The organism is Sulfuriferula sp., assembly GCF_054605375.1.
In genome coordinates this window covers 16,732-43,198 of sequence record NZ_JBTSEG010000015.1, presented here as the reverse complement: position 1 = coordinate 43,198, position 26,467 = coordinate 16,732, and the positions used below count along the sequence as shown (strand labels likewise).

The 26,467-nt window shown below is 56.0% G+C and carries 26 protein-coding genes and 1 tRNA gene; 25 read left to right on the top strand and 2 right to left on the bottom strand.

Features of this window, described 5'->3' with window-relative positions; all coding sequences use genetic code 11:
• Positions 1–48: 48 nt before the first annotated feature.
• From ACYCZJ_RS09935 to ACYCZJ_RS09925, 3 genes are all read left to right on the top strand, one after another.
• A complete protein-coding gene (locus ACYCZJ_RS09935) occupies positions 49–1,434 on the top strand; it encodes a DNA recombination protein RmuC (protein ID WP_461554062.1) in 1,386 nt (461 codons plus the stop codon).
• Complete coding sequence (locus tag ACYCZJ_RS09930; RefSeq protein WP_461554061.1) at positions 1,431–2,603, top strand: pyridoxal phosphate-dependent aminotransferase; 1,173 nt, start codon at positions 1,431–1,433, stop codon at positions 2,601–2,603. Before ACYCZJ_RS09935 ends, ACYCZJ_RS09930 begins: the two co-directional genes overlap by 4 nt.
• Before the next feature lie 138 nt (positions 2,604–2,741).
• The gene (locus ACYCZJ_RS09925) at positions 2,742–2,963 is read left to right on the top strand and encodes a hypothetical protein (RefSeq protein WP_461554060.1); all 222 of its coding nucleotides are present in this window, start codon (positions 2,742–2,744) and stop codon (positions 2,961–2,963) included.
• Positions 2,964–3,150: 187 nt separating this feature from the next.
• Here the strand turns inward: ACYCZJ_RS09925 and ACYCZJ_RS09920 are convergent, their stop codons facing one another.
• Positions 3,151–4,209 carry a JmjC domain-containing protein gene (locus ACYCZJ_RS09920; protein ID WP_461554059.1) on the bottom strand — a complete coding sequence of 353 codons (1,059 nt, stop codon included), beginning with the start codon at positions 4,207–4,209 and terminating at the stop codon, positions 3,151–3,153.
• Positions 4,210–4,382: 173 nt separating this feature from the next.
• Between ACYCZJ_RS09920 and ACYCZJ_RS09915 the strand changes: the two genes are divergently transcribed.
• The 22 genes from ACYCZJ_RS09915 (at position 4,383) to ACYCZJ_RS09810 (ending at position 26,219) form a co-directional block, all read left to right on the top strand.
• Complete coding sequence (locus tag ACYCZJ_RS09915; RefSeq protein WP_461554058.1) at positions 4,383–4,847, top strand: peroxiredoxin; 465 nt, start codon at positions 4,383–4,385, stop codon at positions 4,845–4,847.
• Positions 4,848–4,911: 64 nt separating this feature from the next.
• Positions 4,912–5,391, top strand: a complete 480-nt coding sequence (locus ACYCZJ_RS09910) for an FKBP-type peptidyl-prolyl cis-trans isomerase (protein ID WP_461554057.1) — start codon at positions 4,912–4,914, stop codon at positions 5,389–5,391.
• A 99-nt stretch (positions 5,392–5,490) separates the two neighbouring features.
• Positions 5,491–6,459 (top strand): acetyl-CoA carboxylase carboxyltransferase subunit alpha, encoded by a 969-nt coding sequence (locus tag ACYCZJ_RS09905; protein ID WP_461554056.1) that lies wholly within the window; start codon positions 5,491–5,493, stop codon positions 6,457–6,459.
• Positions 6,428–7,783, top strand: coding sequence for a tRNA lysidine(34) synthetase TilS (gene tilS / locus ACYCZJ_RS09900; protein WP_461554055.1), 1,356 nt, complete (start codon positions 6,428–6,430; stop codon positions 7,781–7,783). The genes ACYCZJ_RS09905 and tilS overlap by 32 nt, the downstream gene beginning before the upstream one ends.
• An 81-nt stretch (positions 7,784–7,864) precedes the next feature.
• On the top strand, positions 7,865–8,290 hold the full coding sequence (ndk, locus tag ACYCZJ_RS09895; protein WP_461554054.1) for a nucleoside-diphosphate kinase: 426 nt from the start codon (positions 7,865–7,867) through the stop codon (positions 8,288–8,290).
• A gap of 39 nt (positions 8,291–8,329) precedes the next feature.
• Positions 8,330–9,412, top strand: coding sequence for a dual-specificity RNA methyltransferase RlmN (gene rlmN, locus ACYCZJ_RS09890; protein ID WP_461554053.1), 1,083 nt, complete (start codon positions 8,330–8,332; stop codon positions 9,410–9,412).
• Complete coding sequence (gene pilW, locus ACYCZJ_RS09885) at positions 9,409–10,185, top strand: type IV pilus biogenesis/stability protein PilW (protein ID WP_461554052.1); 777 nt, start codon at positions 9,409–9,411, stop codon at positions 10,183–10,185. The genes rlmN and pilW overlap by 4 nt, the downstream gene beginning before the upstream one ends.
• A complete protein-coding gene (locus ACYCZJ_RS09880; protein ID WP_461554051.1) occupies positions 10,182–11,015 on the top strand; it encodes a RodZ domain-containing protein in 834 nt (277 codons plus the stop codon). The genes pilW and ACYCZJ_RS09880 overlap by 4 nt, the downstream gene beginning before the upstream one ends.
• Positions 11,016–11,018: 3 nt before the next feature.
• Positions 11,019–12,287 (top strand): flavodoxin-dependent (E)-4-hydroxy-3-methylbut-2-enyl-diphosphate synthase, encoded by a 1,269-nt coding sequence (gene ispG / locus ACYCZJ_RS09875; RefSeq protein WP_461554050.1) that lies wholly within the window; start codon positions 11,019–11,021, stop codon positions 12,285–12,287.
• A gap of 74 nt (positions 12,288–12,361) precedes the next feature.
• On the top strand, positions 12,362–13,627 hold the full coding sequence (hisS, locus tag ACYCZJ_RS09870) for a histidine--tRNA ligase (RefSeq protein WP_461554049.1): 1,266 nt from the start codon (positions 12,362–12,364) through the stop codon (positions 13,625–13,627).
• Positions 13,628–13,629: 2 nt separating this feature from the next.
• Positions 13,630–14,268, top strand: a complete 639-nt coding sequence (locus ACYCZJ_RS09865; RefSeq protein ID WP_461554048.1) for a YfgM family protein — start codon at positions 13,630–13,632, stop codon at positions 14,266–14,268.
• The gene (gene bamB, locus ACYCZJ_RS09860; protein WP_461554047.1) at positions 14,265–15,425 is read left to right on the top strand and encodes an outer membrane protein assembly factor BamB; all 1,161 of its coding nucleotides are present in this window, start codon (positions 14,265–14,267) and stop codon (positions 15,423–15,425) included. Before ACYCZJ_RS09865 ends, bamB begins: the two co-directional genes overlap by 4 nt.
• 49 nt (positions 15,426–15,474) lie before the next feature.
• The gene (gene der / locus ACYCZJ_RS09855; protein WP_461554046.1) at positions 15,475–16,887 is read left to right on the top strand and encodes a ribosome biogenesis GTPase Der; all 1,413 of its coding nucleotides are present in this window, start codon (positions 15,475–15,477) and stop codon (positions 16,885–16,887) included.
• A 26-nt stretch (positions 16,888–16,913) separates the two neighbouring features.
• Positions 16,914–17,999 carry a galactose-1-phosphate uridylyltransferase gene (locus ACYCZJ_RS09850; protein ID WP_461554045.1) on the top strand — a complete coding sequence of 362 codons (1,086 nt, stop codon included), beginning with the start codon at positions 16,914–16,916 and terminating at the stop codon, positions 17,997–17,999.
• Between the two features lie 103 nt (positions 18,000–18,102).
• Positions 18,103–19,926 carry a putative bifunctional diguanylate cyclase/phosphodiesterase gene (locus ACYCZJ_RS09845; RefSeq protein ID WP_461554044.1) on the top strand — a complete coding sequence of 608 codons (1,824 nt, stop codon included), beginning with the start codon at positions 18,103–18,105 and terminating at the stop codon, positions 19,924–19,926.
• Positions 19,927–20,015: 89 nt separating this feature from the next.
• The gene (gene hfq / locus ACYCZJ_RS09840) at positions 20,016–20,255 is read left to right on the top strand and encodes an RNA chaperone Hfq (RefSeq protein WP_124705921.1); all 240 of its coding nucleotides are present in this window, start codon (positions 20,016–20,018) and stop codon (positions 20,253–20,255) included.
• Positions 20,256–20,329: 74 nt separating this feature from the next.
• Positions 20,330–21,487 carry a GTPase HflX gene (gene hflX / locus ACYCZJ_RS09835; RefSeq protein WP_461554043.1) on the top strand — a complete coding sequence of 386 codons (1,158 nt, stop codon included), beginning with the start codon at positions 20,330–20,332 and terminating at the stop codon, positions 21,485–21,487.
• Between the two features lie 4 nt (positions 21,488–21,491).
• Positions 21,492–22,679, top strand: a complete 1,188-nt coding sequence (gene hflK, locus ACYCZJ_RS09830) for an FtsH protease activity modulator HflK (RefSeq protein ID WP_461554042.1) — start codon at positions 21,492–21,494, stop codon at positions 22,677–22,679.
• Positions 22,676–23,548 carry a protease modulator HflC gene (gene hflC, locus ACYCZJ_RS09825; protein WP_461554041.1) on the top strand — a complete coding sequence of 291 codons (873 nt, stop codon included), beginning with the start codon at positions 22,676–22,678 and terminating at the stop codon, positions 23,546–23,548. Before hflK ends, hflC begins: the two co-directional genes overlap by 4 nt.
• 3 nt (positions 23,549–23,551) lie before the next feature.
• Positions 23,552–23,749, top strand: coding sequence for a DUF2065 domain-containing protein (locus tag ACYCZJ_RS09820; RefSeq protein ID WP_461554040.1), 198 nt, complete (start codon positions 23,552–23,554; stop codon positions 23,747–23,749).
• On the top strand, positions 23,742–24,899 hold the full coding sequence (locus ACYCZJ_RS09815; protein ID WP_461554039.1) for an ATP phosphoribosyltransferase regulatory subunit: 1,158 nt from the start codon (positions 23,742–23,744) through the stop codon (positions 24,897–24,899). Before ACYCZJ_RS09820 ends, ACYCZJ_RS09815 begins: the two co-directional genes overlap by 8 nt.
• 27 nt (positions 24,900–24,926) lie before the next feature.
• Positions 24,927–26,219: an adenylosuccinate synthase gene (locus ACYCZJ_RS09810; RefSeq protein ID WP_461554038.1), complete on the top strand. Its 1,293-nt coding sequence runs from the start codon at positions 24,927–24,929 to the stop codon at positions 26,217–26,219.
• Positions 26,220–26,351: 132 nt separating this feature from the next.
• On the opposite strand, the gene ACYCZJ_RS09805 is transcribed toward ACYCZJ_RS09810, so the two are convergent.
• A tRNA-Leu gene (locus tag ACYCZJ_RS09805) sits at positions 26,352–26,438 on the bottom strand.
• Between the last annotated feature and the right edge of the window lie 29 nt (positions 26,439–26,467).

The window sequence follows — 26,467 nt, the reverse complement described above, 5'->3', positions numbered from 1 at the left end:
TACGGTTTCCGTGGCGCGCGCGGTTATAATTCCCCGACTGGAGGAATCATGCTGGAAATCGTCATTGCCCTGGTGGCGCTCATTATCGTTGCTGTGCTGCTATGGCTCGGGTTCAAAATCAACGCACTGACGCAGGCGCAGGCTGGCCTGCCAGGTATGCTTCAGGAGGGTCTGGAAGCACGCCACCGAACCATGCTCACCGATTTACACAACGGCTTGGCGAATCAGTCCGATCGCACCCAGAGTGCATTGACCGAGGTATCCGAGCGTCTGCGCCACACCGTAGCAGGTGAACTGAGCGCCACGCGCGAAGCAGTGCTGGCATTGCAGCAAACCCAAACACGCGAGCTCGCGGACAGCCGCACCGCGCAGAACGCGCAGCTGGCGGATTTTTCTGCCAAAACCCAGGCTGCGCAAGCCGAAATTCTCGCCCAGACCCTGCAAACCCTGGCCAAACAGGGCCGCGAAGAACAGGCGCTGATCCAGACCACCATGCAAAATGCCACCACCCAGCTATCGGCCTCGGTAGAGACCTTGGCAAAGAGCGTGGATGCGCGTCTCGCGGAAATTTCCGGCAAGGTCAGCGAACGCCTCGATGAAGGCTTCAAGAAAACCAACGAGACCTTTGCCAATGTGATGGCGCGTCTGGCCACCATCGACGAGGCGCAAAAGAAAATCGACGGACTGTCCAGCAACGTGCTCACCCTGCAGGAACTGCTTGGCGACAAGCGCTCGCGCGGCGCGTTCGGCGAGGTGCAGCTGGAAGGGCTGGTACGCAATATCATGCCGCCGGATGGGTACAGTTTCCAGACCACATTATCCAACGGCAGCCGGGTGGACTGCCTGCTGGTACTGCCGGAACCGACCGGGCGCGTGGCTGTGGATTCGAAATTCCCGCTGGAAAACTATAACCGCATGTTTGCCCGCGACGCCGCCGAAGCCGATCGTACCCTGGCCACGCGTGCGTTCAAGGCCGACGTGAAAAAGCACGTGGATGACATTGCCGCCAAATACATCATCGCCGGCGAAACTTCGGACGGCGCGGTGATGTTCGTGCCGGCCGAGGCGGTGTTCGCCGAAATCCACGCCTACCATTCGGATCTGGTCGAATACGCCATGAGCCGGCGCGTGTGGATCGTCTCGCCGACTACGCTGATGGCGGTGCTCAACACCGCGCGCGCGGTGATCAAGGACGTGGAAACACGGCGTCAGGTACACATCATCAAGGACGAACTGTCCAAGCTGGGCAAGGATTTTTCCCGTTTCGACGTGCGCATGAAAAAACTCGCCGACCATATCCGCCTGGCCAATGAAGACGCCACCGAAGTCCACATCAGCAGCCAGAAAATCAGCAAGCGCTTCAGCCAGATTGAATCGGTGGACCTGGAGCATTTGCAGCCCGCAGCGCCATTATTGCCCGACGCCGAAGCATGAATACATCGCACCCGCACATTGCCGCACGCATGGCAGACATCGCACCATTTCATGTGATGGACATCCTGGCACGCGCACGCCAGATGGAGGCACGAGGGCGTTCGATCATCCATCTGGAAATCGGCGAGCCGGACTTCCCCACGCCGCGTCCGATTGTCGAGGCAGGCATCGCTGCACTGGAGCAGGGCAACCTGTATTACACGCCCCCACTCGGTCTGCCGCAGTTGCGCAGCGCCATTGCCGGTTTTTACGCAGGGCACTATGGCGTGCCGATAACACCTCAGCGCGTGGTGGTCACGCCGGGTGCATCCGGCGCACTGCTCCTCGCCTTGGGCGTACTGGTCAATGCAGGTGAAACAGTTATGCTGGCCGATCCGGGTTATCCATGCAATCGTCATTTTGCCCGCTTTATCGAAGCGCGCACCCTGTCCGTGCCTGTGGATGCCGGTACCGCCTACCAGCTCACACCCGACCTGGTTGAGCGTTACTGGACTTCCGGGATCAAGGTCGTGCTGCTGGCTTCGCCGTCCAATCCCACCGGCACCGTAGTGCCGGATGCCGACGTGCGTGCCATTGCCGCTATCTGCGCCGCGCGCGGCGCCACGCTGATTGTGGACGAGATTTACCACGGACTGATTTACGAAGGCGGCTATCACACGGCGCTGGCGCACTCGGATCAGGTGTTCGTGGTGAACAGCTTTTCCAAGTACTTTCAGATGACAGGCTGGCGGCTGGGCTGGCTGGTAGCGCCGGAGTGGGCAATTGAAGCACTGGATCGGTTGGTGCAAAATCTGTATCTCGCCGCTTCCACGCCTGCACAATATGCCGCGCTTGCTGCTTTTACGCCGACCACATTAGCCATTCTGGAAGCACGCAAGGCTGAACTGAAAGTACGCCGCGACTACCTCTCAGCCGCATTAAGCGACCTGGGTTTTGATCTTGCCGTTATTCCGCAGGGTGCGTTTTATCTATATGCAGGCTGTGAACGATTCAGCCAGGACAGTTTCGCTTTCGCAGCACAAATTCTGGAACAAACCGGCGTTGCCATCACACCCGGAGTGGATTTTGGCACTTATCAGGCACAGCGTTTCGTACGCTTTGCCTACACAACTTCATTGCCTGATTTACGGGAAGCGGTACGACGGATGCGCGCCTACCTCATGCCATAAAAATCAAAAAACTTCCAAGTTTGGCAAAATAACAAAAATCCAGTGTGAAAAAAAACCGACCCAAGGGTCGGTTTTTTAACAGCAAACTGATTTGCCGGGTTTATTACTTGGCAGCAGGAGCAGCAGCGTCAGGAGCTGGTGCAGCAGCATCAGGGGCTGGTGCAGCAGCGTCAGGAGCTGCTGGAGCTGGAGCAGCAGCGTCAGGAGCTGGGGCAGCAGGAGCAGCCTCAGGAGCTGGAGCGACAGCCTCAGGAGCTGGTGCAGGAGCAGCAGCTTCTTCTTTTTTACCACAAGCAGACAAAGAAACAGCTAAAAGCGCGGCGAGCAGGATGGAATATTTCATTTATGTTCCCTCGTTAAGAATGATGACAAGCAACAGTAAATCGGCCTAAAGTCATTTATGATGACCGACGGGCAAAATTCTAGCAAAATCCAAGAAATATACTAGTGGTATATGGTATTTAACGCAATTATATTTTACATTCGGGCTCATGCAAAATTCCCTATTTTTACTTTCATTACACAAGCCCTATGACTTCGGCTGTCCCTATCGGCTACCTAGCCTCATAAAACCATCGAGATAAAACCCGTACAGCAAAGGTAGTAAATCCTTATCCACCTCTTCGGGCACTAACCGCCTTCTATCTGCCAACGCCTGCAAAACTGCGCGTGCGCTTCCCTCCTTGAAGCCAATACACTCCCCGTTAAGAAAGAAATTACCTTTACGAAACAACATCTGTGACTGAGCTGCCAAATGTACGCCTGATTGCAGTGCTCGCCGGTTAAAACCCGCTTTACTCAAAGGCTGGTCAGGCGGTTCAAAAAACTGATGGGATTTTGGCTCGGTGAGATAGCATCCGAGAAAATCCGCAACCTCTTTTGAGCTCCAGCGAATACGTTCAAGCATCGTGTCAACCTGCGCCAACATTGCATCGCTGATTTGTGCAGGGTGTTTTTGCAAGCTCAGCCCCGGGTCCTGGTACATGCCGGTCAACTCAATCCTATCCTGCATATAAACCAGAAACTGGGTGGCAATCTCTTGCACACTGGGTGAGCGGAATCCGATCGAATAGGTCATGCATTCGCCCACAGCCACGCCATTGTGCGCATATCGTGGCGGTAGATAAAGCATATCCCCAGGGTTAAGCAGCCACTCCTGTTCCATCCGGAAATGACGCAAAATTTTTAGCGGCGCGTTGGGCACGAGTTCAAGATTGTCTTGCGCGCTGATTTGCCAGCGTCGCTGTCCTTCACCCTGCAACAAGAACACATCATAAGAGTCAAAATGGGGGCCCACACCACCCCCATCCACTGCATAACTCACCATCAAATCATCCAGCCGCGCATGCGGGATAAAATTGAAACGCGCCAGCAAGGTTTCGGCAGCATCCAGATGGTGGTTGAGTTCCTGCACCAGCAATGTCCAGGGCTGCTTGCCGATGCGTTTGAAATCCGTTCTGGTGAAGGGTCCATGTTGCAGCTGCCAATCGTCTCGCTTCTTTTGGCGTATCAACCGGGCTTGAACATCGTCCTCGCATGACAATTCGAGCAGGGCAGCAGGATTAATCAGACCGGCAAATCCAGGAACTGCATTGCGGATCAGCAAAGGCTTTTTTTGCCAGTATTCGCGTAAAAACCGGGTGGGGCTCATGCCTCCAAGCAAGTGTTTGTCCATAGGCGGATTATAACGCCACAGCCAGCGAGATTAGCCACAGTCAAATTTTTAAATGGGTTAAAATATCCATTGATGAAACCATCGCACATCACATAGAGATCAGCATGTTGCAGCCAGGTCAAGTCGCGCCAAATTTCAGTTGTATCGATGCCGACATGGAACTCATCAAGCTGGCTGATTACAAAGGCCATGCAAATGTGGTGTTATATTTCTACAAACGCGACAGCGCGCCCAGCTGCCTGCAGGAAAACATAGAATTCAGCGATCTTGCCGGCGAATTCGCCCTACATGACACTGTACTGTTGGGTATATCCCGGGATGATTGTCACAGCCATGCAGCATTGCGTGACCAGCATGGCATCGGTACGCGCCTGCTGGCAGACAAGGATGCCGTGGTATGCCAGAAATATCACGTGTTACATGATAGAATAGTAGATGGTGTAAACCGTAAAAGCGCGCTGCGCTCTACCTTCATCATTGATAAGCAAGGCACAGTGCGTCACGCACTGTATGAAGTTGCAAGCAAAGGGCACGCTCAACAAGTGCTGGGATTAATCAAGCAACTTTGATTCGCGGCACGACATTCATGCCATACCACTTCCATCGATCAACCACCGGCCCACTGAGGACATTATGCAAATAGCCAAAGACACCATTGTCACCATCTCCTACCAATTAACCAACCTGGCAGGTGATATCCTGGAAAAAAGCAGCGAACCGGTAAGCTACCTTCACGGCGGCTACGACGGGATTTTCCCGACCGTGGAAGAAGCGCTGCAAGGCAAGCAGGAAGGCGACAACGTCGATGTCACACTGGAGCCGGAATACGCTTTCGGCGAATACGAGGCCGAATTGGTACGCGCCGAGCCACGTCATCTGTTCCCTGCGGAAATCACGGTGGGGATGCAGTTCGAAGGTGCGGCTGAGGGCACTGAGGAATTCATGCTCTATACAGTCACCGAACTGACAGAAGACACCGTGATGGTGGATGGCAATCATCCGCTGGCAGGCCAAACGCTCAAATTTTCCTGCCACGTTGATAATGTGCGTACCGCCAGCGCTGACGAAATCACCCACGGCCATGCCCACGGCGAACACGGCCATCATCATTAATACAACAATTATCTGTGTGCGGTACAGGCTGCAATGCGATTCAGCAGCCTGGCGCCTGAATCGGCTACAATGCCGCTTTTTTCACGGCCCTGACTGCCTATGAAAACGACTTTTCTGGATTTCGAGCAGCCGATTGCCGAGCTGGAAGCCAAGATCGAAGAACTGCGCTATGTGCAGGACGATTCTGCGCTGGACATCTCTGAAGAAATCGGCCGCCTGCAAAAAAAGAGCGAAAAGCTCACCAAAGACATTTACGCGAAACTCACGCCCTGGCAAATTTCCCAGGTGGCTCGCCACCCGCAACGTCCATACACGCTGGATTATGTGGGTGCGCTGTTCAGCGGTTTTGAAGAACTGCATGGAGATCGGGCCTATGGTGACGATCCGGCCATCGTCGGCGGTTTGGCGCGCTTCAATGACCAGAGCGTGATGCTGATTGGTCACCAGAAAGGCCGTGACACCAAGGAAAAGATCTACCGCAATTTCGGCATGCCGCGCCCGGAAGGATATCGCAAGGCACTCCGCCTGATGCGGCTGGCTGAGAAATTCGGCATTCCGGTGATGACTTTCATCGATACGCCGGGTGCCTATCCAGGCATTGGTGCTGAAGAGCGCGGCCAGTCCGAGGCCATCGCACGCAACCTGTTCGTCATGGCGGAGCTGAAAACGCCGATTCTTTGCACCATCATCGGTGAAGGCGGATCCGGTGGTGCATTGGCGATCGGCGTGGGCGATCAAACCATGATGCTACAGTACTCAACCTATTCAGTGATTTCTCCGGAAGGTTGCGCGTCGATTTTATGGAAAAGCGCGGACAAGGCACCGGTCGCCGCCGAAACGCTGGGCATTACCGCCACCCGGCTGAAATCTTTCGACCTGATTGATCGTATCGTGGACGAACCGCTAGGCGGCGCGCACCGCGACCCGGCACTGATGATGCAATCCATGAAAACCGCTTTGCAGGGCGCGCTGGACGGCCTCACCAACCGGCCGCTCGACGCCCTGCTCAAGACCCGTTACGAGCGTCTGATGAGCTATGGCCGATTCAAGGACACGCCAGCCAAATAATTTGCTGGCAGCAGCACAGGCGCAATTGGCTCGATACGTTCAGCCGGGTGCACGCATCACCCTGGGTTTGAGCGGCGGCGTGGATTCGGTAGTCTTGCTTGACCTGCTGGCACGGCTGGCAACCAGCTTCCCTTTTCAACTCAGTGCCATTCACGTCAACCATCAGATCAACCCTCACGCACTCGATTGGGCCGATGCTTGCCGCACGCTATGTGCTGCCCATAACATTCCGTTACAGGTACAAGCCATCCGCATTGAGGATGCGCCCATGCTTGGGCTGGAGGCAGCTGCACGCCAAGCCCGCTATGCCGCCTACGCGCAACTCGATACCGACTTCATTGCGTTGGCCCATCATCGCGACGATCAAGCTGAAACGCTACTACTCCAATTACTGCGCGGTGCAGGCGCCAAGGGTCTGGCGGCCATGCCGGCATTACGTGTAACAGCCGGCCACCCCCCCTATCTGCGTCCATTACTGGATATCGATCGCAGTGATATCGAAGCCTGGGCGCGGCAACATGGGCTGCACTGGGTAGAAGACGAAAGCAATCAGGACACCCATTTCAATCGCAATTTTTTACGCCACACCGTGCTGCCACACCTGAGTGAGCGATTCCCCGCGTGGCGGGCCACTCTCTCAAGAAGCGCGCAAAACCTTGCGGAAGCCGCAGATTTGCTCGACCAGCTTGCCACGCTTGACGCGACCGGTTGCATTCAGGATCAACGTTTGAACTGCGCCAAGCTGGCAGCCCTGACCCCGGCGCGCGCGCGGAATCTGCTACGTCATTTTCTGGCGCTCAATCACATCCCCATGCCCAGTCAGGCGCGGCTCGCCACCATGTTGACGCAACTCACAGGGGCCAGCGCGGATAGCCAGCCGTGTATCTGTCATGCCCATTGGGAACTTCACCGGTATCAGGGGTGGATACATCTGGTAAGCCTGTCATCCCCTATCCAGCCCTCACTAAACTGGCATTGGCAAGGTGAAACACAACTCATCCTCAAGGAACTCGGCGGCATCCTGGGCTTTACCCCGACGACTGGCCAAGGTCTGGATCGTGCCAAACTCGATCAGGCGCCTTCAGTCACCATCCGTCTGCGCCGGGGAGGCGAACATTTCCGGCCCGATTGCCGCCGACCCCGTCGCAGCCTGAAAAATTTGTTGCAGGAATACGCTATTCCACCATGGCAACGTGATCACCTGCCCTTGTTATATTGCAGCGATACACTGGTGTGGGTGGCCGGAATCGGTGTGGATTGTGCCTGGCAGACCCGGGCTGACGCGGCAGGGGTACTGCCTGAATGGACTCAAAGCGTCGGCTAAGCCTTTATTTTATGGGCGTTTCGTGGTATTTTGATCGGGATTTTCATCCCTAAAACCTTTATAAATCCACGGAGTACCGCAATGGCTGTCGAACGCACCCTTTCCATCATCAAACCCGATGCAGTTGCCAAAAATGTAATCGGTAAAATTTATCAGCGTTTTGAAGATGCCGGCCTGAAAATTATCGCCGCGCGCATGATGCATTTGTCCCGCGCTGAAGCCGAAGGCTTTTATGCTGTCCACCGCGAGCGTCCGTTCTTCAAGGATCTGGTGGAGTTCATGATTTCCGGCCCTGTCATGGTACAAGTTGTCGAAGGTGAAGGCGCAATTCTTAAAAACCGTGACCTGATGGGTGCAACTGACCCGAAAAAAGCGGCTCCTGGTACCATCCGCGCCGATTTTGCGGACAGCATTGATGCCAACGCCGTCCACGGCTCGGACGCAGCAGAAACTGCTGCTGTTGAAATCGCCTACTATTTCCCGGCACTGAACGTTTACTCGCGTTAAGCATCCTGGTCGCTCTAAGACACTTAAACCGTTCAATCCATGCCCGTCAACCTGCTTGATTACGACCTGCCCGGCCTTGCCGCCTATTTCGCCGAACTTGGCGAGAAGCCGTTTCGCGCCAAGCAGGTGATGCGCTGGATGCATCATTTCGGCGCCGCGGATTTCGCTGAAATGAGCGATCTGGCCAAGTCGTTGCGCGAGAAACTCGGGCAGCTGACGACGATAACCCCGCCTAGCATGATGGCGGAGCAGGCATCCACAGACGGCACCCGCAAATGGTTGCTGGATGTGGGCAGCATGAACGGTGTGGAAACCGTATTCATTCCGGATGGCACGCGTGGCACCCTGTGTGTATCGTCGCAAGTCGGCTGCGCGCTGGAATGCACGTTCTGCTCTACCGGCCGGCAGGGCTTCAACCGCAACCTGTCAGTGGCTGAAATCATCGGCCAGCTATGGTGGGCAAACCACGCGATGGGACGCGACCCGAAAGGTGAGCGTATCGTCACCAACGTGGTCATGATGGGCATGGGTGAACCGCTGGCAAACTATTCCAACGTGGTCACCGCGCTCAATATCATGCTCGACGACCATGCCTATGGCCTGTCGCGGCGCCGGGTAACAGTCAGCACCTCCGGCCTGGTACCCGCCATGGACCGGTTGCGCGAGGATTGTCCGGTGGCACTGGCTGTTTCATTGCACGCACCCAACGACAAGCTGCGCGATATTCTGGTGCCGATCAACCAGAAATATCCCCTGGCGCAGCTGATGGACGCCTGCCTGCGTTATCTGGAAAAAGCGCCACGTGATTTTGTCACCTTCGAGTATGTCATGCTGGATGGCATCAACGACCAGCCCGAACACGCCAGCCAGCTGATCGATCTGGTACGCGACGTACCCTGTAAATTCAACCTGATCCCGTTCAACCCGTTCCCGGATTCCGGTTACCGCTGTTCGCGCAGTGATGCGATACGCCGGTTTCGCGATATGCTGATGCAGGCGGGCCATATCGTGACCACCCGTAAAACCCGTGGCGACGACATTGATGCCGCCTGCGGCCAGCTGGCCGGACAAGTTCAGGATAAAACCCGGCGAGTCATGCGCCGCATGGAGGTATCACTTTGAACAAATTTGCTGTTCTGCTCGTTAGTCTGCTGCTGAGCGCTTGTGCGCAGCCACCCGGCGCAGACCTCAGTTCTCAGCAGACTTCAACCAGCAACTTGAGTGAAGCACAAAATCGTGCTCGCATACACACCGAGCTCGCCGCCGACTATTACACTCGCACCCAATATGCGATTGCGTTGCATGAATTGCGCGATGCGATCAGCGCCGACAGCACCTATGCGCCCGCCTACAACATGTTTGGCCTGGTCTACATGCAGCTGCGCGAAGACAAAACGGCCGAGAGCAACTTTCTCCACGCAATCGAGCTGGCGCCCAATGACTCCGAGACACATAATAATTATGGCTGGTTCCTGTGCACGCGCAGCCGCTACGAACCTGCCATCGCACAATTCAACATGGCATTGCGCAATCCACTCTATCCCTCGCCTGAACGCGCACTCACCAATGCCGGAGTGTGTTCGCTAAAGGCAGGTAATCAGACCGCTGCCGTGGCCTATTTCGAACGCGCGCTCAAGCTTCAGCCCAACCAGCCGCAAGCCCTTTCGCAGCTTGCCGAGATCTATTTTCGCCAGGGCCGTTATGCCGAATCACGTACATTGCTTTTACGCTATTTTGATGTCAGCAGACCCAGTGCCGAAGCACTCTGGCTCGGTGTGCGCCTGATGCGCAAAATGGGTGAACGCAATGCCGAGGCAAACTACGGCTTCCAGTTGCGCAAGAATTTCCCCGATGCACCGGAAACGCGTTTGCTGCTGAGTGGACAATACGAATGAGCGCAGACGAACAGTTCGGTCATGATACCGCTCAATCTGTAGGGGCGCGGCTCACTGCTCTCCGCCAGGGGCAAGGAATGAGTGTGAATGATGTCGCCTATCGCCTCAAACTAACGCCCACCCAGATTGAAGCGATCGAACAGGACGACTTCGCCAGCCTGGGTCCGATATACAGCAGGGGTTTCGTACGCAACTACGCGCGACTGTTACAGATTGATCCGCAACCGCTGCTGGATAGCATGCAAGCTCCGCCAGCCGGTACTTCAGAAACACTCACTATCCACGATGAACACATCGCGCTTACCAGCAGTCTCTCCCGGCATTGGCTCAAATTCGTTCTGCTGGCGCTGGTCATCGTGGTCGCGCTGCCGTTAGCGGTGTATCAGTGGTTACGCACCGACCACACCTCCCGGGCAATGCTCCCCACCTCACCCATAGCGGCACCACGAGTATCCATACCCGCCCCAAAAATTGCCCCGACACCGGATACCCCAAAGGTTGGGCAGCCACACGAGATGCCCCAGACCGAGCCTGCAATACCATCCACCGCTCCGGTTGTGACACCAGCCGAGGCACCTGTCCAGACAGAGGGCAACGATCACATCCAGCTCAGCTTTGCACAGGATGCCTGGGTACAAATTACCGATGCCGCCAAACGGCGTCTCACCTCGCGCATCTATCGTGCCGGAGAAACCGCACAACTTTCGGGTAAAGCACCTTTTAGCGCTATCGTTGGCAATGCATCGGACGTCACAATAACCTACAACGGCAAGCCGGTTACCCTCACACCACGCCCTGGCACAAACGTCGCGCGTCTGACGATCGAGTAAACCATGTTTGATTTCCACATTCCGCGCCACTTCACACGCAAAGTACGTATTGGCAATATTGCAGTCGGTGGCGACGCGCCGATTGTGGTGCAATCGATGACCAACACGGACACCGCCGATGTCGCGGCGACAGCCGAGCAGGTGTATGCGCTGTGGCGCGCCGGCTCCGAGCTGGTGCGTATCACCGTAAATACACAGGAAGCGGCCGAGGCCGTGCCACGCATACGTGACCTGCTGGATCAGCGCGGCTGTGATGTACCGTTGATCGGCGATTTTCATTTCAATGGCCACAAGCTGCTGACCAGCGTTCCGGCCTGTGCTGAAGCGCTCGGGAAATATCGCATCAACCCCGGCAATGTCGGCAAGGGCAGCAAGCGCGACGAGCAGTTCGCGGCCATGATCGAAACTGCCTGCCGTTATGACAAACCGGTGCGCATCGGGGTCAACTGGGGCAGCCTGGATCAGGCCCTGCTGGCAAAAATGATGGATGACAACGCCAAGCAGGCCGAACCTCGCGAGGCTGAATGGGTGATGCGCGAAGCGCTCATCGTCTCGGCACTGGATTCCGCACATAAAGCCGAAGAACTTGGCCTGCCGGGCGATCACATCATCCTGTCGTGCAAGCTGTCCGGTGTTCAGGACCTGATCAGCACTTACCGCGAATTGTCCACGCGCAGCGAGTATCCGCTCCATCTGGGTCTGACCGAGGCGGGCATGGGTTCCAAGGGCATTGTCGCGTCGACCGCCGCGCTCGCGGTATTGCTGCAGGAAGGCATTGGTGACACCCTGCGTATTTCCCTGACCCCGCAACCCGGTGGCGACCGTACCCAGGAAGTCGTGGTGGCGCAGGAAATCCTGCAAACCATGGGTTTGCGCTCGTTCACCCCAATGGTCATCGCCTGTCCTGGCTGCGGCCGGACCACCAGCACCGTATTTCAACATCTGGCGCAGGATATCCAGCGTTATCTGCGCGATCAGATGCCGGTATGGCGCAACCATTATCCCGGCGTCGAAGACATGCGCGTCGCGGTGATGGGCTGCGTGGTGAACGGACCGGGTGAATCCAAACACGCCAACATCGGTATTTCCCTGCCCGGCACCGGTGAAGTGCCGGTCGCACCCGTGTATGTGGATGGCAAAAAAACCGTGACATTGAAAGGTGAGCGCATCGCCGAGGAGTTTCAGCAGATTGTCGAAGACTATGTACAGACCCACTATGCTGACGGACAACCTGTCAACAAACCCAAGACCATCCCGATTGCCGTTGCCTGAAAACATTTACCGCAGAATTACGGGATATCAATTGATGTACCCTGCCCTGTGTAGCAAAAGAAACGATTTTAAACATGAGTGACACTATCCAGGCCATCCGCGGGATGAACGACATCCTGCCCGAGCACAGCCCGCGCTGGCAGCATTTCGAGGCTGTCATACGCGACTGGCTTGCGGCTTACGGTTACCGGGAAATCCGCACGCCCATCGTCGAGCAGAGCACCTTGTTCAAACGCGCCATCGGTGAGGTCACCGACATTGTCGAAAAAGAAATGTACGCATTCGAGGATGTCCTGAACGGCGAACATCTCGCATTACGCCCGGAAGGTACGGCCGCCTGCGTACGTGCCGTAATCCAGCATAACCTGCTCTATAACGCACCTCAGCGATTGTGGTATGCCGGCCCCATGTTCCGCCATGAACGCCCGCAAAAAGGCCGCTACCGGCAATTTCACCAGGTCGGTGTCGAGGCGCTTGGTTACGCCGGGCCGGATATTGACGCCGAGCATATGGTAATGACCGCCGACCTGTGGCGACGTCTTGGGCTCAGCGACATCGTGCTGGAGCTCAACACGCTCGGCAATGCCGCCAGCCGTGCACGCCACCGTGCGCGCCTGATCACCCATTTCGAAGCTCATCAGGATCAGCTCGACGCAGATGCCCAGCGCCGTCTGCATAGCAACCCACTGCGTATTCTCGACACCAAGAACCCCGCCATGCAGGCGCTGGTCGAATCTGCGCCGCGATTGATGGATGAGCTTGACGAAGCAGCCCTCAAGCACTTCGAGGCGGTACAGAACCTGCTGCGTGGCAATGGCATCGAATACCGGATCAACCCGCGTCTGGTACGCGGGCTGGATTACTACAATTACACCGTATTCGAATGGGTTACCGACAAACTCGGTGCGCAGGGCACCGTCTGCGCTGGCGGCCGCTACGACAGCCTGATCGAACAGATCGGCGGTAAACCTGCGCCAGCATGCGGTTACGCAATGGGGGTGGAGCGTTTGCTGGCATTGATGGATGAATCCGGCATCGCTGTACCTCCGGCCTCTATTGATGCCTACCTCGTTCACCAGGGTGATGCCGCCACGGTGTTTGCCTGGCAGGTCGCCAACAGCTTGCGTCAGGCCGGGTTGAACGTGGTGTTACACTGCGGCGGCGGCGGCTTCAAAACCCAAATGAAAAAAGCCGATGCCAGCGGCGCACGTTTTGCGCTGATTATCGGCGACGACGAAGCAGCAGATGCCAGCGTTACCCTGAAATCATTACGAGAAACCGCTGAACAGGCACGTTGCAGCCTCGCTGAGGTGACAGCCATTTTGCAATCAAGGAACTGAACATGACTTTCGATCTGGAAGAACAGGAAAAACTCGACGCGCTCAAAGACTGGTGGAAACGCTATGGCATATGGCTAACAGGCGCCTTGGTCATACTGGCCATGGGTGCAGCTGGCGCGCAATGGTGGCGATATCATCAACACGAAAAAGCTGCCCAGGCTGCCGTAGTATACGGCGCGTTACAGCTCGGCTTGCAGGCGAATCAATCCAAAGCCATCAAGGATGATACCGCAACCCTTATCGACAAATATCCAGGCACTCCCTATGCAACGCGTGCCGCATTGATTTCCGCAAGCAAGAGTATGCAGACGGGCGATACGAAAACAGCCGAAACACAGTTGCGATGGGTCATCGATCACACCAGTGAAGACGGGATCAAGCAATTGGCAGTGCTGCGTCTGGCCGCCATACTATTGCAACAGAAAGATCCGGCAGGCGCGCTTAAATTGCTGGATGCCCCTTACAATGAGGCCTTCACAGCGCGTTTCAATGATCTCAAGGGCGATGCGCTGGTACAGCAAAACAAGATTGCTGAAGCGCGCGCCAGTTACAAAATTGCACTGGAAAAGCTCGACGCCCAAAACACATTCCGCAAATATATTGAAGTCAAACTCGACGCCCTCGGCGGGGAACCCAAATGAACAAACTCATCCCAATGCTGCCACGCATTAGCGTATTCGCACTCGTCGCGGCACTTGCCGGCTGCTCCAGCATGAATCCCATGAACTGGTTCAGCAGTTCCCCTGCAGAAAAACCCACGCCGCTGGTGGAATTCAAGCCTGCAGTCAATCTCAAGGCCGGCTGGCAGGCCAAGATAGGAAAAGCGCATGGCTACGCCTTTGCACCCGGCCTGAGTGCCGACGCGATTTATGTTGCAGGATACGATGGACAACTGGCCAGACTCGATGCCGGCAATGGCGCCACCGTCTGGCAAATTGCAACGGGTGACAAGCTGTCCGCCGGCGTTGGCATAGGAGAGGACCTGGAACTGGTAGGTACACCCAAAGGCAAGCTATTGGCATTCGATAGCAATGGCAAACCGCGCTGGCAGGCGCAACTCTCCAGCGAAGTCCTGGGTGTTCCGCAAGTGGCCGACGGCATTGTCGTGGCACGCACCGCGGACGGCCATATTTACGCATTGGATGCCAAGGACGGCAAACGCAAATGGATGTACGAACACACATTGCCTGCGTTGACGCTGCGCAGCCAGCCTGGCGTCCTGATTACCCAGGGCGCCGTATTTGCCGGTTACGCTGGCGGCAAACTGGTTGCCTTGGCACTTGATACAGGCGCGGTGGGCTGGGAAGCCAGTGTAGCCATTCCCAAAGGCGCTTCCGAAATCGAACGTATTGCGGATGTCACCAGCACGCCGGTCGCCGATAACAAGCAGGTGTGTGCGGCTGCTTATCAGGGGCGCGTGGCATGCTTTGACCTGCGCTCCGGCAATCTCAACTGGGCGCGCGAGTTGTCCAGCGTAGCCGGCATCACGATGGATGACAGCAATCTTTATGTAACCAATGACAAAGGCGAAGTCGTTGCGCTGGAAAAAACCCGCGGCGCGAGCCTGTGGACGCAGGACAAATTGCGTGCGCGCGGCACCACCGCACCCCACCGGGCCGGCGCTTATCTGGCGGTAGGCGATGCTCAAGGCTATGTCCACCTGCTGGCACTGGATGATGGTCATTTTGCAGGACGTAGCGCTACCGACGGCTCGGCTATTATCAGCCGTCCGCTGCCTCGCAGCGGCGGGGTCGTCGTGCAAACAGCCAATGGCAATGTCTACGCACTCGCGTTGTAATATCTAAACCGGAACCAACCGCCGCTCAATACACGGCAATGCATAAACCATGAAACCCACTCTCGTACTGGTCGGCCGCCCCAATGTGGGCAAATCCACCCTGTTTAACCGTCTGACCAAGACGCGCGACGCCATTGTTGCGGATATTCCCGGCCTTACCCGCGACCGCCATTATGGTCATGGCAAGGTGGGCGACAAGCCCTATCTGGTGGTTGACACGGGAGGCTTCGAACCCGTGGTAAAAGACGGCATCATGCACGAAATGGCACGTCAGACCCTGCAGGCTGTCGACGAAGCCGATGTCATCCTGTTCATGGTGGACGTGCGTACCGGCTGTACCGCACAGGACAAGATCATTGCCGACCGCCTGCGCCAGAGCGGACGCCCGGTGTATCTGGTGGTAAACAAAGCCGAAGGCATGCGCCGTGAAGTGGTGACAGCCGAATTTCACGAACTGGCGCTGGGCGATCCACTGGCAATTTCCGCGAGCCACGGCGAAGGGGTACAGGAACTGGTGGATCTGGCACTGGAGACCTTCCCGGATGCCACCGAAGACGAGTCAGACAGGCACCCGAAAATTGCCATCGTAGGCCGCCCCAACGTGGGCAAATCCACGCTGGTCAATACGCTCCTGGGTGAAGAGCGCGTCATTGCCTTCGACCAGCCCGGCACCACGCGCGACAGTATCTACATCGATTTTGAACGCGCCGGCAAGAAATACACCCTGATCGATACCGCCGGCGTGCGTCGCCGCGGCAAGATTTTTGAAGCCATCGAGAAATTCTCCGTGGTCAAAACCCTGCAGGCCATCGAGGACGCGAACGTAGTTGTGCTGGTGCTGGATGCGCAGACTGATATCTCCGAGCAGGACGCGCATATGGCCGGCTTCATCCTGGAGACCGGGCGCGCACTGGTGGTGGCAGTGAACAAGTGGGATGACCTCGACGATTACAAGCGCGATACCGTCAAACGCGAGATTTCGCGCAAGCTGCAGTTTCTGGAATTCGCCAAATTCCATTACATTTCCGCACTCAAGGGCAATGGCGTGGGCGGGCTGATCGGCTCGGTGGATCTGGCTTATGCCGCTGCCATGGCAAAAATGCCCACTCCCCAGCTCACCCGTATCCTGATGGATGCCGTGATTGCCCATCAGCCGCCCAAGTCCGGCCCGTTCCGTCCCAAGCCCCGCTATGCCCACCAGGGCGGAATGAATCCGCCCCTCATCGTGGTACATGGCAGCGCACTGGATAAAATCAGCGCCAGCTATAAACGCTATCTGGAAAAAACCTTCCGCCAGGCATTCAAGCTCGAAGGCACGCCATTGCGGGTGCAGTTCAACGTGGGCGCAAACCCGTTCGCCGGCAGAAAACCCGCGCCGCTCACCGAGAACGAAGAGCGCCAGGCGCACCGTAAGCGCATGGTGGGACGCAAGCTCTATGGCAAGCGGCGCAAAAAAGATTGAGCTGTCAAAAACAAGAAGGAAACAATATGAGTGAAGCCAACGAAACCCGTGAAATTCGCATCAACCCGATTGTACCCAGCGAATCGGTGCTGGTTGCCACAGCGCGTAGCATGCGCCCGAAAAAAGCCGAAGATCTGGCGCCGCGTGACACCCGCAAGCACGTGGAAACCTGCCCGTTCTGCCGTGGCAATGAAGACAAGACCCCCCCGCAAATCCTCACCTATCCGTCCAGCGGTGACTGGGACATCCGCATCGTGGAAAACCTCTACCCGGTGCTGGGTGATGACCGTACCCAGAGCAATTTCAGTTTTGGGCTGCAACAAACCATTGATGGCTACGGCCGCCACGAAGTCATTATCGATCATTTCGAGCATGGCACCGCTCTGCATGACATGAGCAGCGCTCACCTGGCCATGCTGTTTGGCGCCTATCGAGACCGCATGGAACAGATTTATGCCTCGGACGACCGCCTCAAGTATGTCCTGGTATTCAAGAATTTCGGCCCGGCGGCAGGCGCGTCCATCCCGCACACCCATAGCCAGGTCATTGCCATGCCAGTGGTGCCCGAGAACGTACAGGCCGAAGTGGACAATAGCCGTGAGTATTTTCGCAAACACCATCACTGTATTTTCTGCGCGCTGATTGACGAAGCGCTTACCTTTGAAGCCACCATTTACGACCGTAACTCCGGTGAAATCCGGCGCAAGATCGACGTCGGTCAATACGTGGTGGAGCGCGGCGAAAAATTCATCGCCATCAAGCCGTTCGCCAGCCGTTTCGAATGGGAAGTGCACATCCTGCCATTGACCCACCAATCGGATTTCCTGGCGGTCAGCACGGAGGATCTGGCCGATCTGGCCACCGTGGTCAAACGCACCATGGCGCGTCTCGATGCCGTGATCGGCGGTGCCCAGTACAACTACTTCCTGCATGCGGTGCCGCATGACGGCCATACCGCCGAACATGCTGCCAGCTATCACTGGCACCTGGAAATCTGCCCGCGCACCTCGATCCCGACCGGCTTTGAACTGGGTTCCGGATTATTTGTCAATACAATCAGTCCGGAAACTGCCGCAGCACGCTTGCGCAACGCGCAAATTGCGCCGGAATAATGCCTGCTGTGCCTTTTTGCCATGTTGACCAGACCGAATGCAAATCGCCCGATCCGCAGGTCATCATGCCCACATAAATGCAGTTCCTGAAAAATACACCCTGATGAACAAGCGCTTACCCGGAACATCAGATTCAGGCCACGCCGACTCCAGTTCGCAGGATCGGTTGCGCGCCCTGTGGCGATTAGCCACAGATCGCAGCCTGGATGAAATGCAAAAAATCGACGCCATGCTCGAAACCGCAGCACAGGCCATGAATATGGAAACAGCCCTGGTTGGTGAAGTCGATGAGCATTACACTCTGCATTACTTATACGATGCGACGGGAATATGCCATATACCGTGGCAAATCCCGTTACATGACTCGATTTCTCATGCTGTTGCAATTTCCCGGAACAGCCTGTGCCTTCCTGATCTGAGCCTGGATATCCACTACCGCGAACATATATTGCACACCCGGTTTGGTTTTCATGTGTACGTGGGCACGCCAATATGGGTAGGAGACCACCTCTTTGGTACCTTATCCTTTCTGCATCGCAAGCCAAAGGAAAATGCATGTTCGCAAGATGATATCGCATACATCGAGCTTCTTGCCGCCTGGTTCGGGCAATTTTTACTCCAGAAACAACAGCGCGAGGAACTCAAGGCGCTGGCGCTTTCCGATCCGCTCACTGCCTTGCCTAACCGCCGCGCTGCAGAAACCCGTTTGGCCGAGGAATTCGCACGCGCCCGACGCAGCGGCGAAGATTTCGCCATTGCAATTTGTGATCTGGATCGATTCAAGCTGATCAATGACCATTATGGGCATGAAACTGGCGATATCGTCCTGCAGCAGGCGGCCGCCATTTTGCACGGGCAGATGCGCGACGGCGACTGGATTGCCCGCTGGGGTGGTGAAGAATTCTTCATTTACTTGCATAAAGTGGACGGTACCCAGGCATTTTCGGCCATGGACAGGCTGCGCCAGGCCTATGCGCTACACCCGATCACGACAGCACACGGCAGTTTGAATCTCACTTTGAGTGCCGGTGTCAGCGTTTTCAGTGGTGGCGATAAAACCATTACCCGTATTCTGGCCGAAGCGGATAGTGCCCTGTACGAAGCCAAGAACGCAGGGCGCGATCGTGTCGCTTTGCACCAGACGGCGCAGCGTGGCCTGCTTTGGCATGCCGGAGAACTGCAATCCGCATTACAGGACGAACGCATTGTTACGGCCTATCAAATCATGGTCAACCTTTCGACCGGTGAATCGGTCGCCGATGAAGCACTGGCGCGCCTGATCGGAAAAACCGGGCGAGCTGCACCTGCCGCTGAATTCATCGAGGCCGCTGAAGGTTTACACCTGATCCACCTGGTGGATCAAAGCGTTACCCGCCAAGCCATCATGCGTTGCGCCGCGCGCCTGGACGCCGGTGCCACACAGGATTTCGCCCATTTTGTGAATTTGTCGCCGCAATTTCTGGCACGTGGCGACTTGGTCAAACAACTGCTTGAACACACCCAGCAGATATGCAGCAGCTGCGCAGTCACGGTGGATTCGATCAAGCCGCTGGTATTCGAAATTACCGAACGCCAATACATCGCCAACTTCGATCTCCTGATGCGCGAAATACAACCGCTGCTGGACTCGGGATTTCGCTTGGCCCTGGATGATTTCGGCAGTGGTTATTCCTCATTTCTGTATCTGGCCAAGCTGCCTGTCAGTTTTCTCAAAATCGAGGGCTGGATGGTGGCCAATTTACGTCACAACTTGAAAATTCGCGATATGGTACAAAGTATTGTCGACCTGTCCTGCAAGCAGGGCATTACCACCATTGCAGAAAATATCGAGGATGCGGAAACAGCGGAACTCCTGCGTGAAATGGGCGTCAATTGGGGGCAGGGTTACCACTTCGGGCGTCCGCAATTCGATACACTGACGGCATGACCTGCATATCAGCATTTTCCCATATTTGCCCGATATGCAGCTTGACCGCATAATCAACCAATATCCAACAAGCTTGGGAGTACATAAAAATGAGCGTATCCAAGGGTCAATTATTGCAGGATCCCTTTCTTAACGTGCTACGCAAGGAACACGTACCTGTTTCCATCTATCTGGTCAACGGCATTAAATTACAGGGTCACGTTGAATCGTTTGATCAATACGTTGTGTTGCTCAAAAATGCAGTCACACAGATGGTATACAAACATGCCATTTCTACCGTCGTACCTGCACGTGCGGTCAATCTTCGCCCGGATCAAGGCGCTGAATAATTTCGGCCTATCAGACTGCTGCCCGGTGCGCGTGCCAGCACACCGGCCGGGCAAAACCATCGTGGCATCTTTTCATGTTTGAGCGTCACGCTGGTAGTGAACGTGTTGTTCTGGCCAGTCTGGATTTTGGCGAGCCCGATTACGCGGATAGCGTGGAAGAGCTGCATCGGCTGGCGGAAAGCGCCCAGCTTGATGTGGTCGGACTGATCGAAGGTCGCCGTGCCCGACCTGATGCCGCCCTATTCGCCGGCAGCGGGAAAGTGGAAGAAATAGCCGCCATGGTGCAAGGTACCGAGGCGGGTGTCGTGATCTTCAATCACGCATTATCCCCGGCCCAGGAACGCAATCTGGAAAAGATATTACAGTGCCGCGTCGTGGACCGCACCAGCCTGATACTGGATATTTTTGCGCGCCGTGCGCAAAGTGCCGAAGGCCAGTTGCAGATCGAGCTCGCCCAGCTCGGACACATCTCTACGCGCCTGGTGCGAGGCTGGACACACCTGGAACGGCAAAAAGGCGGCGTCGGACTGCGCGGCCCGGGTGAGACCCAGCTGGAAACCGACCGCCGTCTGATCGGCAAACGCGTCAGACTATTAAAGGACAGGCTGGTCAAGCAGCATCGCCAGCGCACCGTGCAGCGCCGCGCGCGCAGCCGGGGTCGAGTCATGTCAGTATCGCTGGTGGGTTATACCAATACCGGAAAATCCACGCTATTCAACACCTTGACGCATGCCGGCAGCTATGCGGCTGACCAGTTGTTTGCCACCCTGGATACCACCACACGTCAACTGTATCTACCGGATGCGGGTGAAATCGTCATCTCCGATACAGTCGGGTTCATCACCCGCCTGCCGCATACCCTGGTGGAAAGCTTTCGGGCGACGCTGGAAGAAACCATCCAGGCGGATCTGCTTCTGCATGTCGTCGATGCCTGCAATCCGAATCGCGACAAGCAGATCGCCGAGGTCAACAAGGTGCTGGCGGAAATTGGCGCTTTGCACGTACCCCAAATTCTGGTCATGAACAAGATTGACCTGGGAGCCATAGAACCCGGTGTCGAGCAGGATGAGTATGGTAAGATTACAAGAATTAGAGTGAGCGCCAAAACTGGCGCAGGCATTACTGCCTTGCGTGATGTGCTGACGCAAATGTCGCAGCGTCACCATGAGCCTGCTGCCCCGCAATTGAGCACCGCCATCATTAACAACGAATATCATCCAGAACTGGACTAAAACCATGGCTTGGAACGACCCGCAGTGGGGCAAGAAAAACGAGGGACCGCCGGATTTAGATGAACTTTGGCGCCGATTTACCAGCAAGCTCAAAAGTTTGCTGGGCAGCAAAAACTCGCCAGGCGGCGGCTCCGGTCAGAACGGGAATGGCGTTGGCGCCGCCGGTCTGGGCATTGTTGCGGCGATCATTGTCGCAGTCTGGCTGGCCAGTGGATTTTACATTGTGGATGCAGGTGAACGCGGTGTGGTTCTGCGTTTCGGTAAATTTATCGAAACCACCATGCCCGGCCCGAACTGGCATTTACCGTGGCCAATTGAAAGCGTACAAGTCGTCAATATCGAGCAAGTACGCACCGTGGAAATAGGCTATCGCAACAATGTCAAAAGCAAGATGCTGAAAGAATCACTCATGCTCACTGATGATGAAAACATCGTCGATATCCAGTTTGCGGTGCAATACACATTAAAAAATCCGGAAGATTACCTGTTCTATAACCGTTCTCCGGACGATGCCGTGCGTCAGGTTGCCGAGAGCGTCATTAGCGAAATCGTGGGCAAGAGCAAAATGGATTACGTCCTCTACGAAGGCCGCGCCGATGTCGCCGCACACGCTGCCAAACAGATACAGACTGCGCTGGATCGCTACAAGACCGGTATCAGCATCAGTCAGGTCACCATGCAAAATGCACAGCCGCCTCAGCAAGTGCAGGGTGCATTCGATGACGCGGTCAAAGCCGGACAGGATCGTGAGCGTCTGAAGAGCGAAGGCCAGGCCTATGCCAATGACGTCATTCCAAGAGCTCGCGGTATGGCTTCCCGGCTGGCGGAAGAAGCTGCCGGCTACGAGCAGTCAGTGATTGCCAATGCGGAAGGCGATGCCAGCCGCTTTAAACAGATACTGGTGGAATACAACAAGGCACCGGCGGTAACCCGCGAGCGTATGTATCAGGACATGATGCAGCAGATATTGTCGAACACCACCAAGGTACTGATGGACAGCAGCAAAGGAGGCAACAACCTGCTTTACCTGCCACTCGACAAACTGATGAATATGTCGGGCCAGGGAGCCGCCCCACCGCCACCGGTGATGCTGGATTCCAGCCCGCCCAAGCCGAGCACGGCGACTTCGCCACCCCAGGACGATCGCTCGCGCGATACCTTCCGCAGTCGTGATCGGGAGGATCGGCCATGAAACACTTGAATGTCATTATTGTGGCCGTGCTGGCTTTACTGATACTCGCCAGCCTCACCATGTACACAGTGGATCAACGCCAGAATGCGATGGTTTTCCAGCTCGGTGAAATTGTGGCCATCCATAAAAAACCCGGGCTGTATTTCAAGCTGCCGTTGATACAGAACGTGCGCTACTTCGATACCCGCGTCCTGACCCTGAACCCGGCCGAACCGGACCGTTTCATCACGTCGGAAAAGAAAAACCTGCTGGTGGATTACTTTGCCAAATGGCGCATCATTGACACCCAGCAATACTATGTCAGTGTCGGCGGGGACGAAATCCGTGCCCAGACACGCCTGCGGCAGACCATCAATGACGGCCTGCGTGCCGAGTTGGGGAAAAGCACCGTGCATGACGTTGTATCGGGTGAACGCGACAAAATCATGACCACGCTGCGCCAGAAAGCCGACCAGGATGCCCGCAAAATCGGCGTGCAAGTACTGGATGTACGCCTCAAGCACGTGAATCTGCCACAGGAAGTCAGTGATTCGGTGTATCGGCGTATGGAGGCCGAGCGCAAACGCGTAGCCAACGAACTGCGTTCCACCGGCTCTGCCGAGGCTGAAAAAATCAAGGCCGACGCCGATCGCCAGCGCCAGGTGATCATTGCCAATGCCTATCGCGACGCCCAGGCCATCAAGGGCGAAGGCGATGCCAAAGCCAGCACCATCTATGCCTCCGCCTACTCGAAAAACCCCGAGTTTTACGCCTTCTATCGCAGCATGGATGCGTATCGCCACAGCTTCAAGAGCAAGAGCGATGTAATGGTACTGGAGCCGAACAGCGCTTTCTTTAAATACATGAAATCCCCGAATTCGGGCAAGTAGGCGGTGAACCGTGACAACTTCCTGGCAGCGATTGCACTCATGCTGGTGCTGGAAGGAATGTTGCCGTTACTGGCACCTAATTTATGGCGTGAGACTTTTCGCAAAATGACCACACTCAATGATGGCCAGTTGCGCATAATCGGTCTCGCGTCTATGCTCACCGGTTTGTTAATTCTGCTTGCATCTCACTCTCATGCATAACTGGCTTTTACCCGAATATATCGAAGACCTCCTGCCGCCGGTTGCCTGGCGTCTGGAGTATCTGCGTCTGAGCACCCTCAACCTGTTCCGTACCCATGGCTACGAACTGGTGACGCCGCCCATGCTGGAGTACCTGGAATCGCTGCTCACCGGTACCGGCAGTGATCTCGACACACGCACCTTCAAACTGGTGGATCAATTATCAGGACGCATGATGGGTTTACGCGCCGACATTACACCCCAGGTGGCGCGCATTGATGCTCATCTGCTCAATCATCAAGGCGTGACGCGACTGTGCTATGCGGGCGTTGTTGTGCATACCCTGCCTGAGGGCATGAATCGCTCACGCGAATTGCTGCAGGTGGGTGCAGAGATCTATGGCCACAGCAGCTACGAAGCCGATGTGGAAATTCAGCGACTGATGCTGGATGCGCTAACGCTTGCCGGTGTCAACGACCTGTATCTGGATATTGGTCATGTCGGCGTATTCGGCGGTCTGATGGCTTATGGGCACATTGCCGCGGACAAGGAAGCCGCACTGTTTCAGGCGCTACAGGCCAAGGACACCCCGGCCATTCGTGATTTGACGCATGGTATGGATGAAGCTACACGTGCCGCATTCATCGCGCTACCCACCCTTTATGGTGGCGTGGAAGTGCTCGATGAAGCGTTCCGCATTCTTCCCAGCAGCCTGGAGATTACCCAGGCTCTGGAACAATTGCGCGCCATTGAAAACGAGCTCAAAGGCAGCGCCAAAATCAACTTTGATCTGGCTGAACTGCGTGGATACCACTACCACAGCGGTGTTGTATTTTCCGCCTATGCAGGTACGCATACCAGCGTTCTGGCACAAGGCGGCCGCTATGACGAGGTCGGAAAATCGTTTGGCCGCGCACGCCCTGCCACCGGATTCAGCCTCGATTTACGTGAAATTGCGACGCAGTTCTGGCGCGCTCCCGGCTCCAAGGGCATACTCGCGCCCTACCTCAAAAACGCCAAGCTGGCACAGAAAATTCAACAATTGCGCAGCAGTGGTGAAATCGTGGTCGTCGAGCTACCCGGCCACGAAGCCGATCGCAGCGAACTCAACTGCGATCGCATGTTGCTCGACAACAAGGGCGAATGGGAAATCGCCCCCCTGACAAAATAATTTTCGATAAACCGTTTGGATATCAACATGACCAAGAATGTCGTCGTCATTGGCACGCAGTGGGGAGATGAAGGCAAGGGCAAGATTGTCGACTGGCTCACCGATCACGCTCAAGGCGTAGTCCGTTTCCAGGGTGGCCACAATGCAGGGCACACCCTGGTCGTGGCTGGCAAAAAGACCGTCCTGCATCTGATCCCGTCTGGCATCCTGCGCGATAATGTAACGTGCTACATCGGCAACGGCGTGGTGGTCTCGCCGCAAGCCCTGCTGGAAGAAGTCGACATGCTGGAAGCTGCCGGCATTAACGTGATATCACGCCTGAAAATTTCCGAGGCTTGCCCGCTGATCCTGCCGCACCACATTGCCCTGGATCAGGCACGTGAACTCGCCAAGGGCGCAGGTAAAATCGGTACCACCGGACGCGGCATCGGACCCGCTTACGAAGACAAGGTCGCACGCCGTGCCATTCGGCTGCAGGACGTATTCCACCGCGAGCGTTTCGCAGCCAAACTCGGTGAAGTGCTGGATTACCACAACTTTGTGTTGAAAAACTATTTTCACGCCGAGCCGGTTGATTTCAATCAGTCACTGGAAGAAACGCTGCTGCTGGCCGAGCGCATCAAACCGATGGTGGCCGACGTGCCACGACTGCTGTATGAAGCTAACCGCGCCGGTAACAATTTACTGTTTGAGGGTGCTCAGGGGACGCTGCTTGACATCGATCATGGCACTTACCCTTTCGTCACTTCGAGCAACTGTACGTCAGGCGGTGCGGCTACCGGTGCCGGTGTCGGACCACATACCTTGCACTACGTGCTGGGCATTACCAAGGCCTATACCACAAGAGTCGGATCCGGCCCCTTCCCGACCGAGTTGTTCGATGACAATGGCCGATATCTGGCCGAACGCGGTCACGAGTTCGGTTCTACCACCGGACGCGCGCGGCGCTGCGGCTGGTTTGATGCTGCCGCATTAAAACGCTCAATCCAGATCAACGGCGTATCCGGACTGTGCGTCACCAAGCTGGACGTACTCGACGGCATGGAAACGCTGCGCGTATGCGTAGGCTACAATCTGGATGGCGGCTTCTCCGATATCCTGCCGGTAGGTGCAGAAACGCTGGCCAAATGCGAGCCGGTATACGAGGAAATGCCTGCCTGGAAAGAAAGTACCGTGGGTATCAAGCGTTATGAGGATTTACCCGAAAATGCACGCGCCTACCTCAAACGCATGCAGGACTTGTGCGAAGTGCCGATCGACATGATCTCTACCGGTCCCGACCGTGAAGAAACAATCGTGTTGCGTCACCCGTTCAACTAAAAATAAAGCCGTATTCGTACGCATACGGATACGGTATTCAAGGCAATACGAATGACGGAATTCGGGCTGGCAGTGCAGAAAAACAAAAAGGGCAGCTGGCGCTGCCCTTTTATGTTTGATGTACTGCTGATCTGGTGCCCAGAAGAGGACTCGAACCTCCACAGTGTTGCCACCGCATGGACCTGAACCATGTGCGTCTACCAATTCCGCCATCTGGGCTGGAAAGACGCGCATTATAAATGAACAAG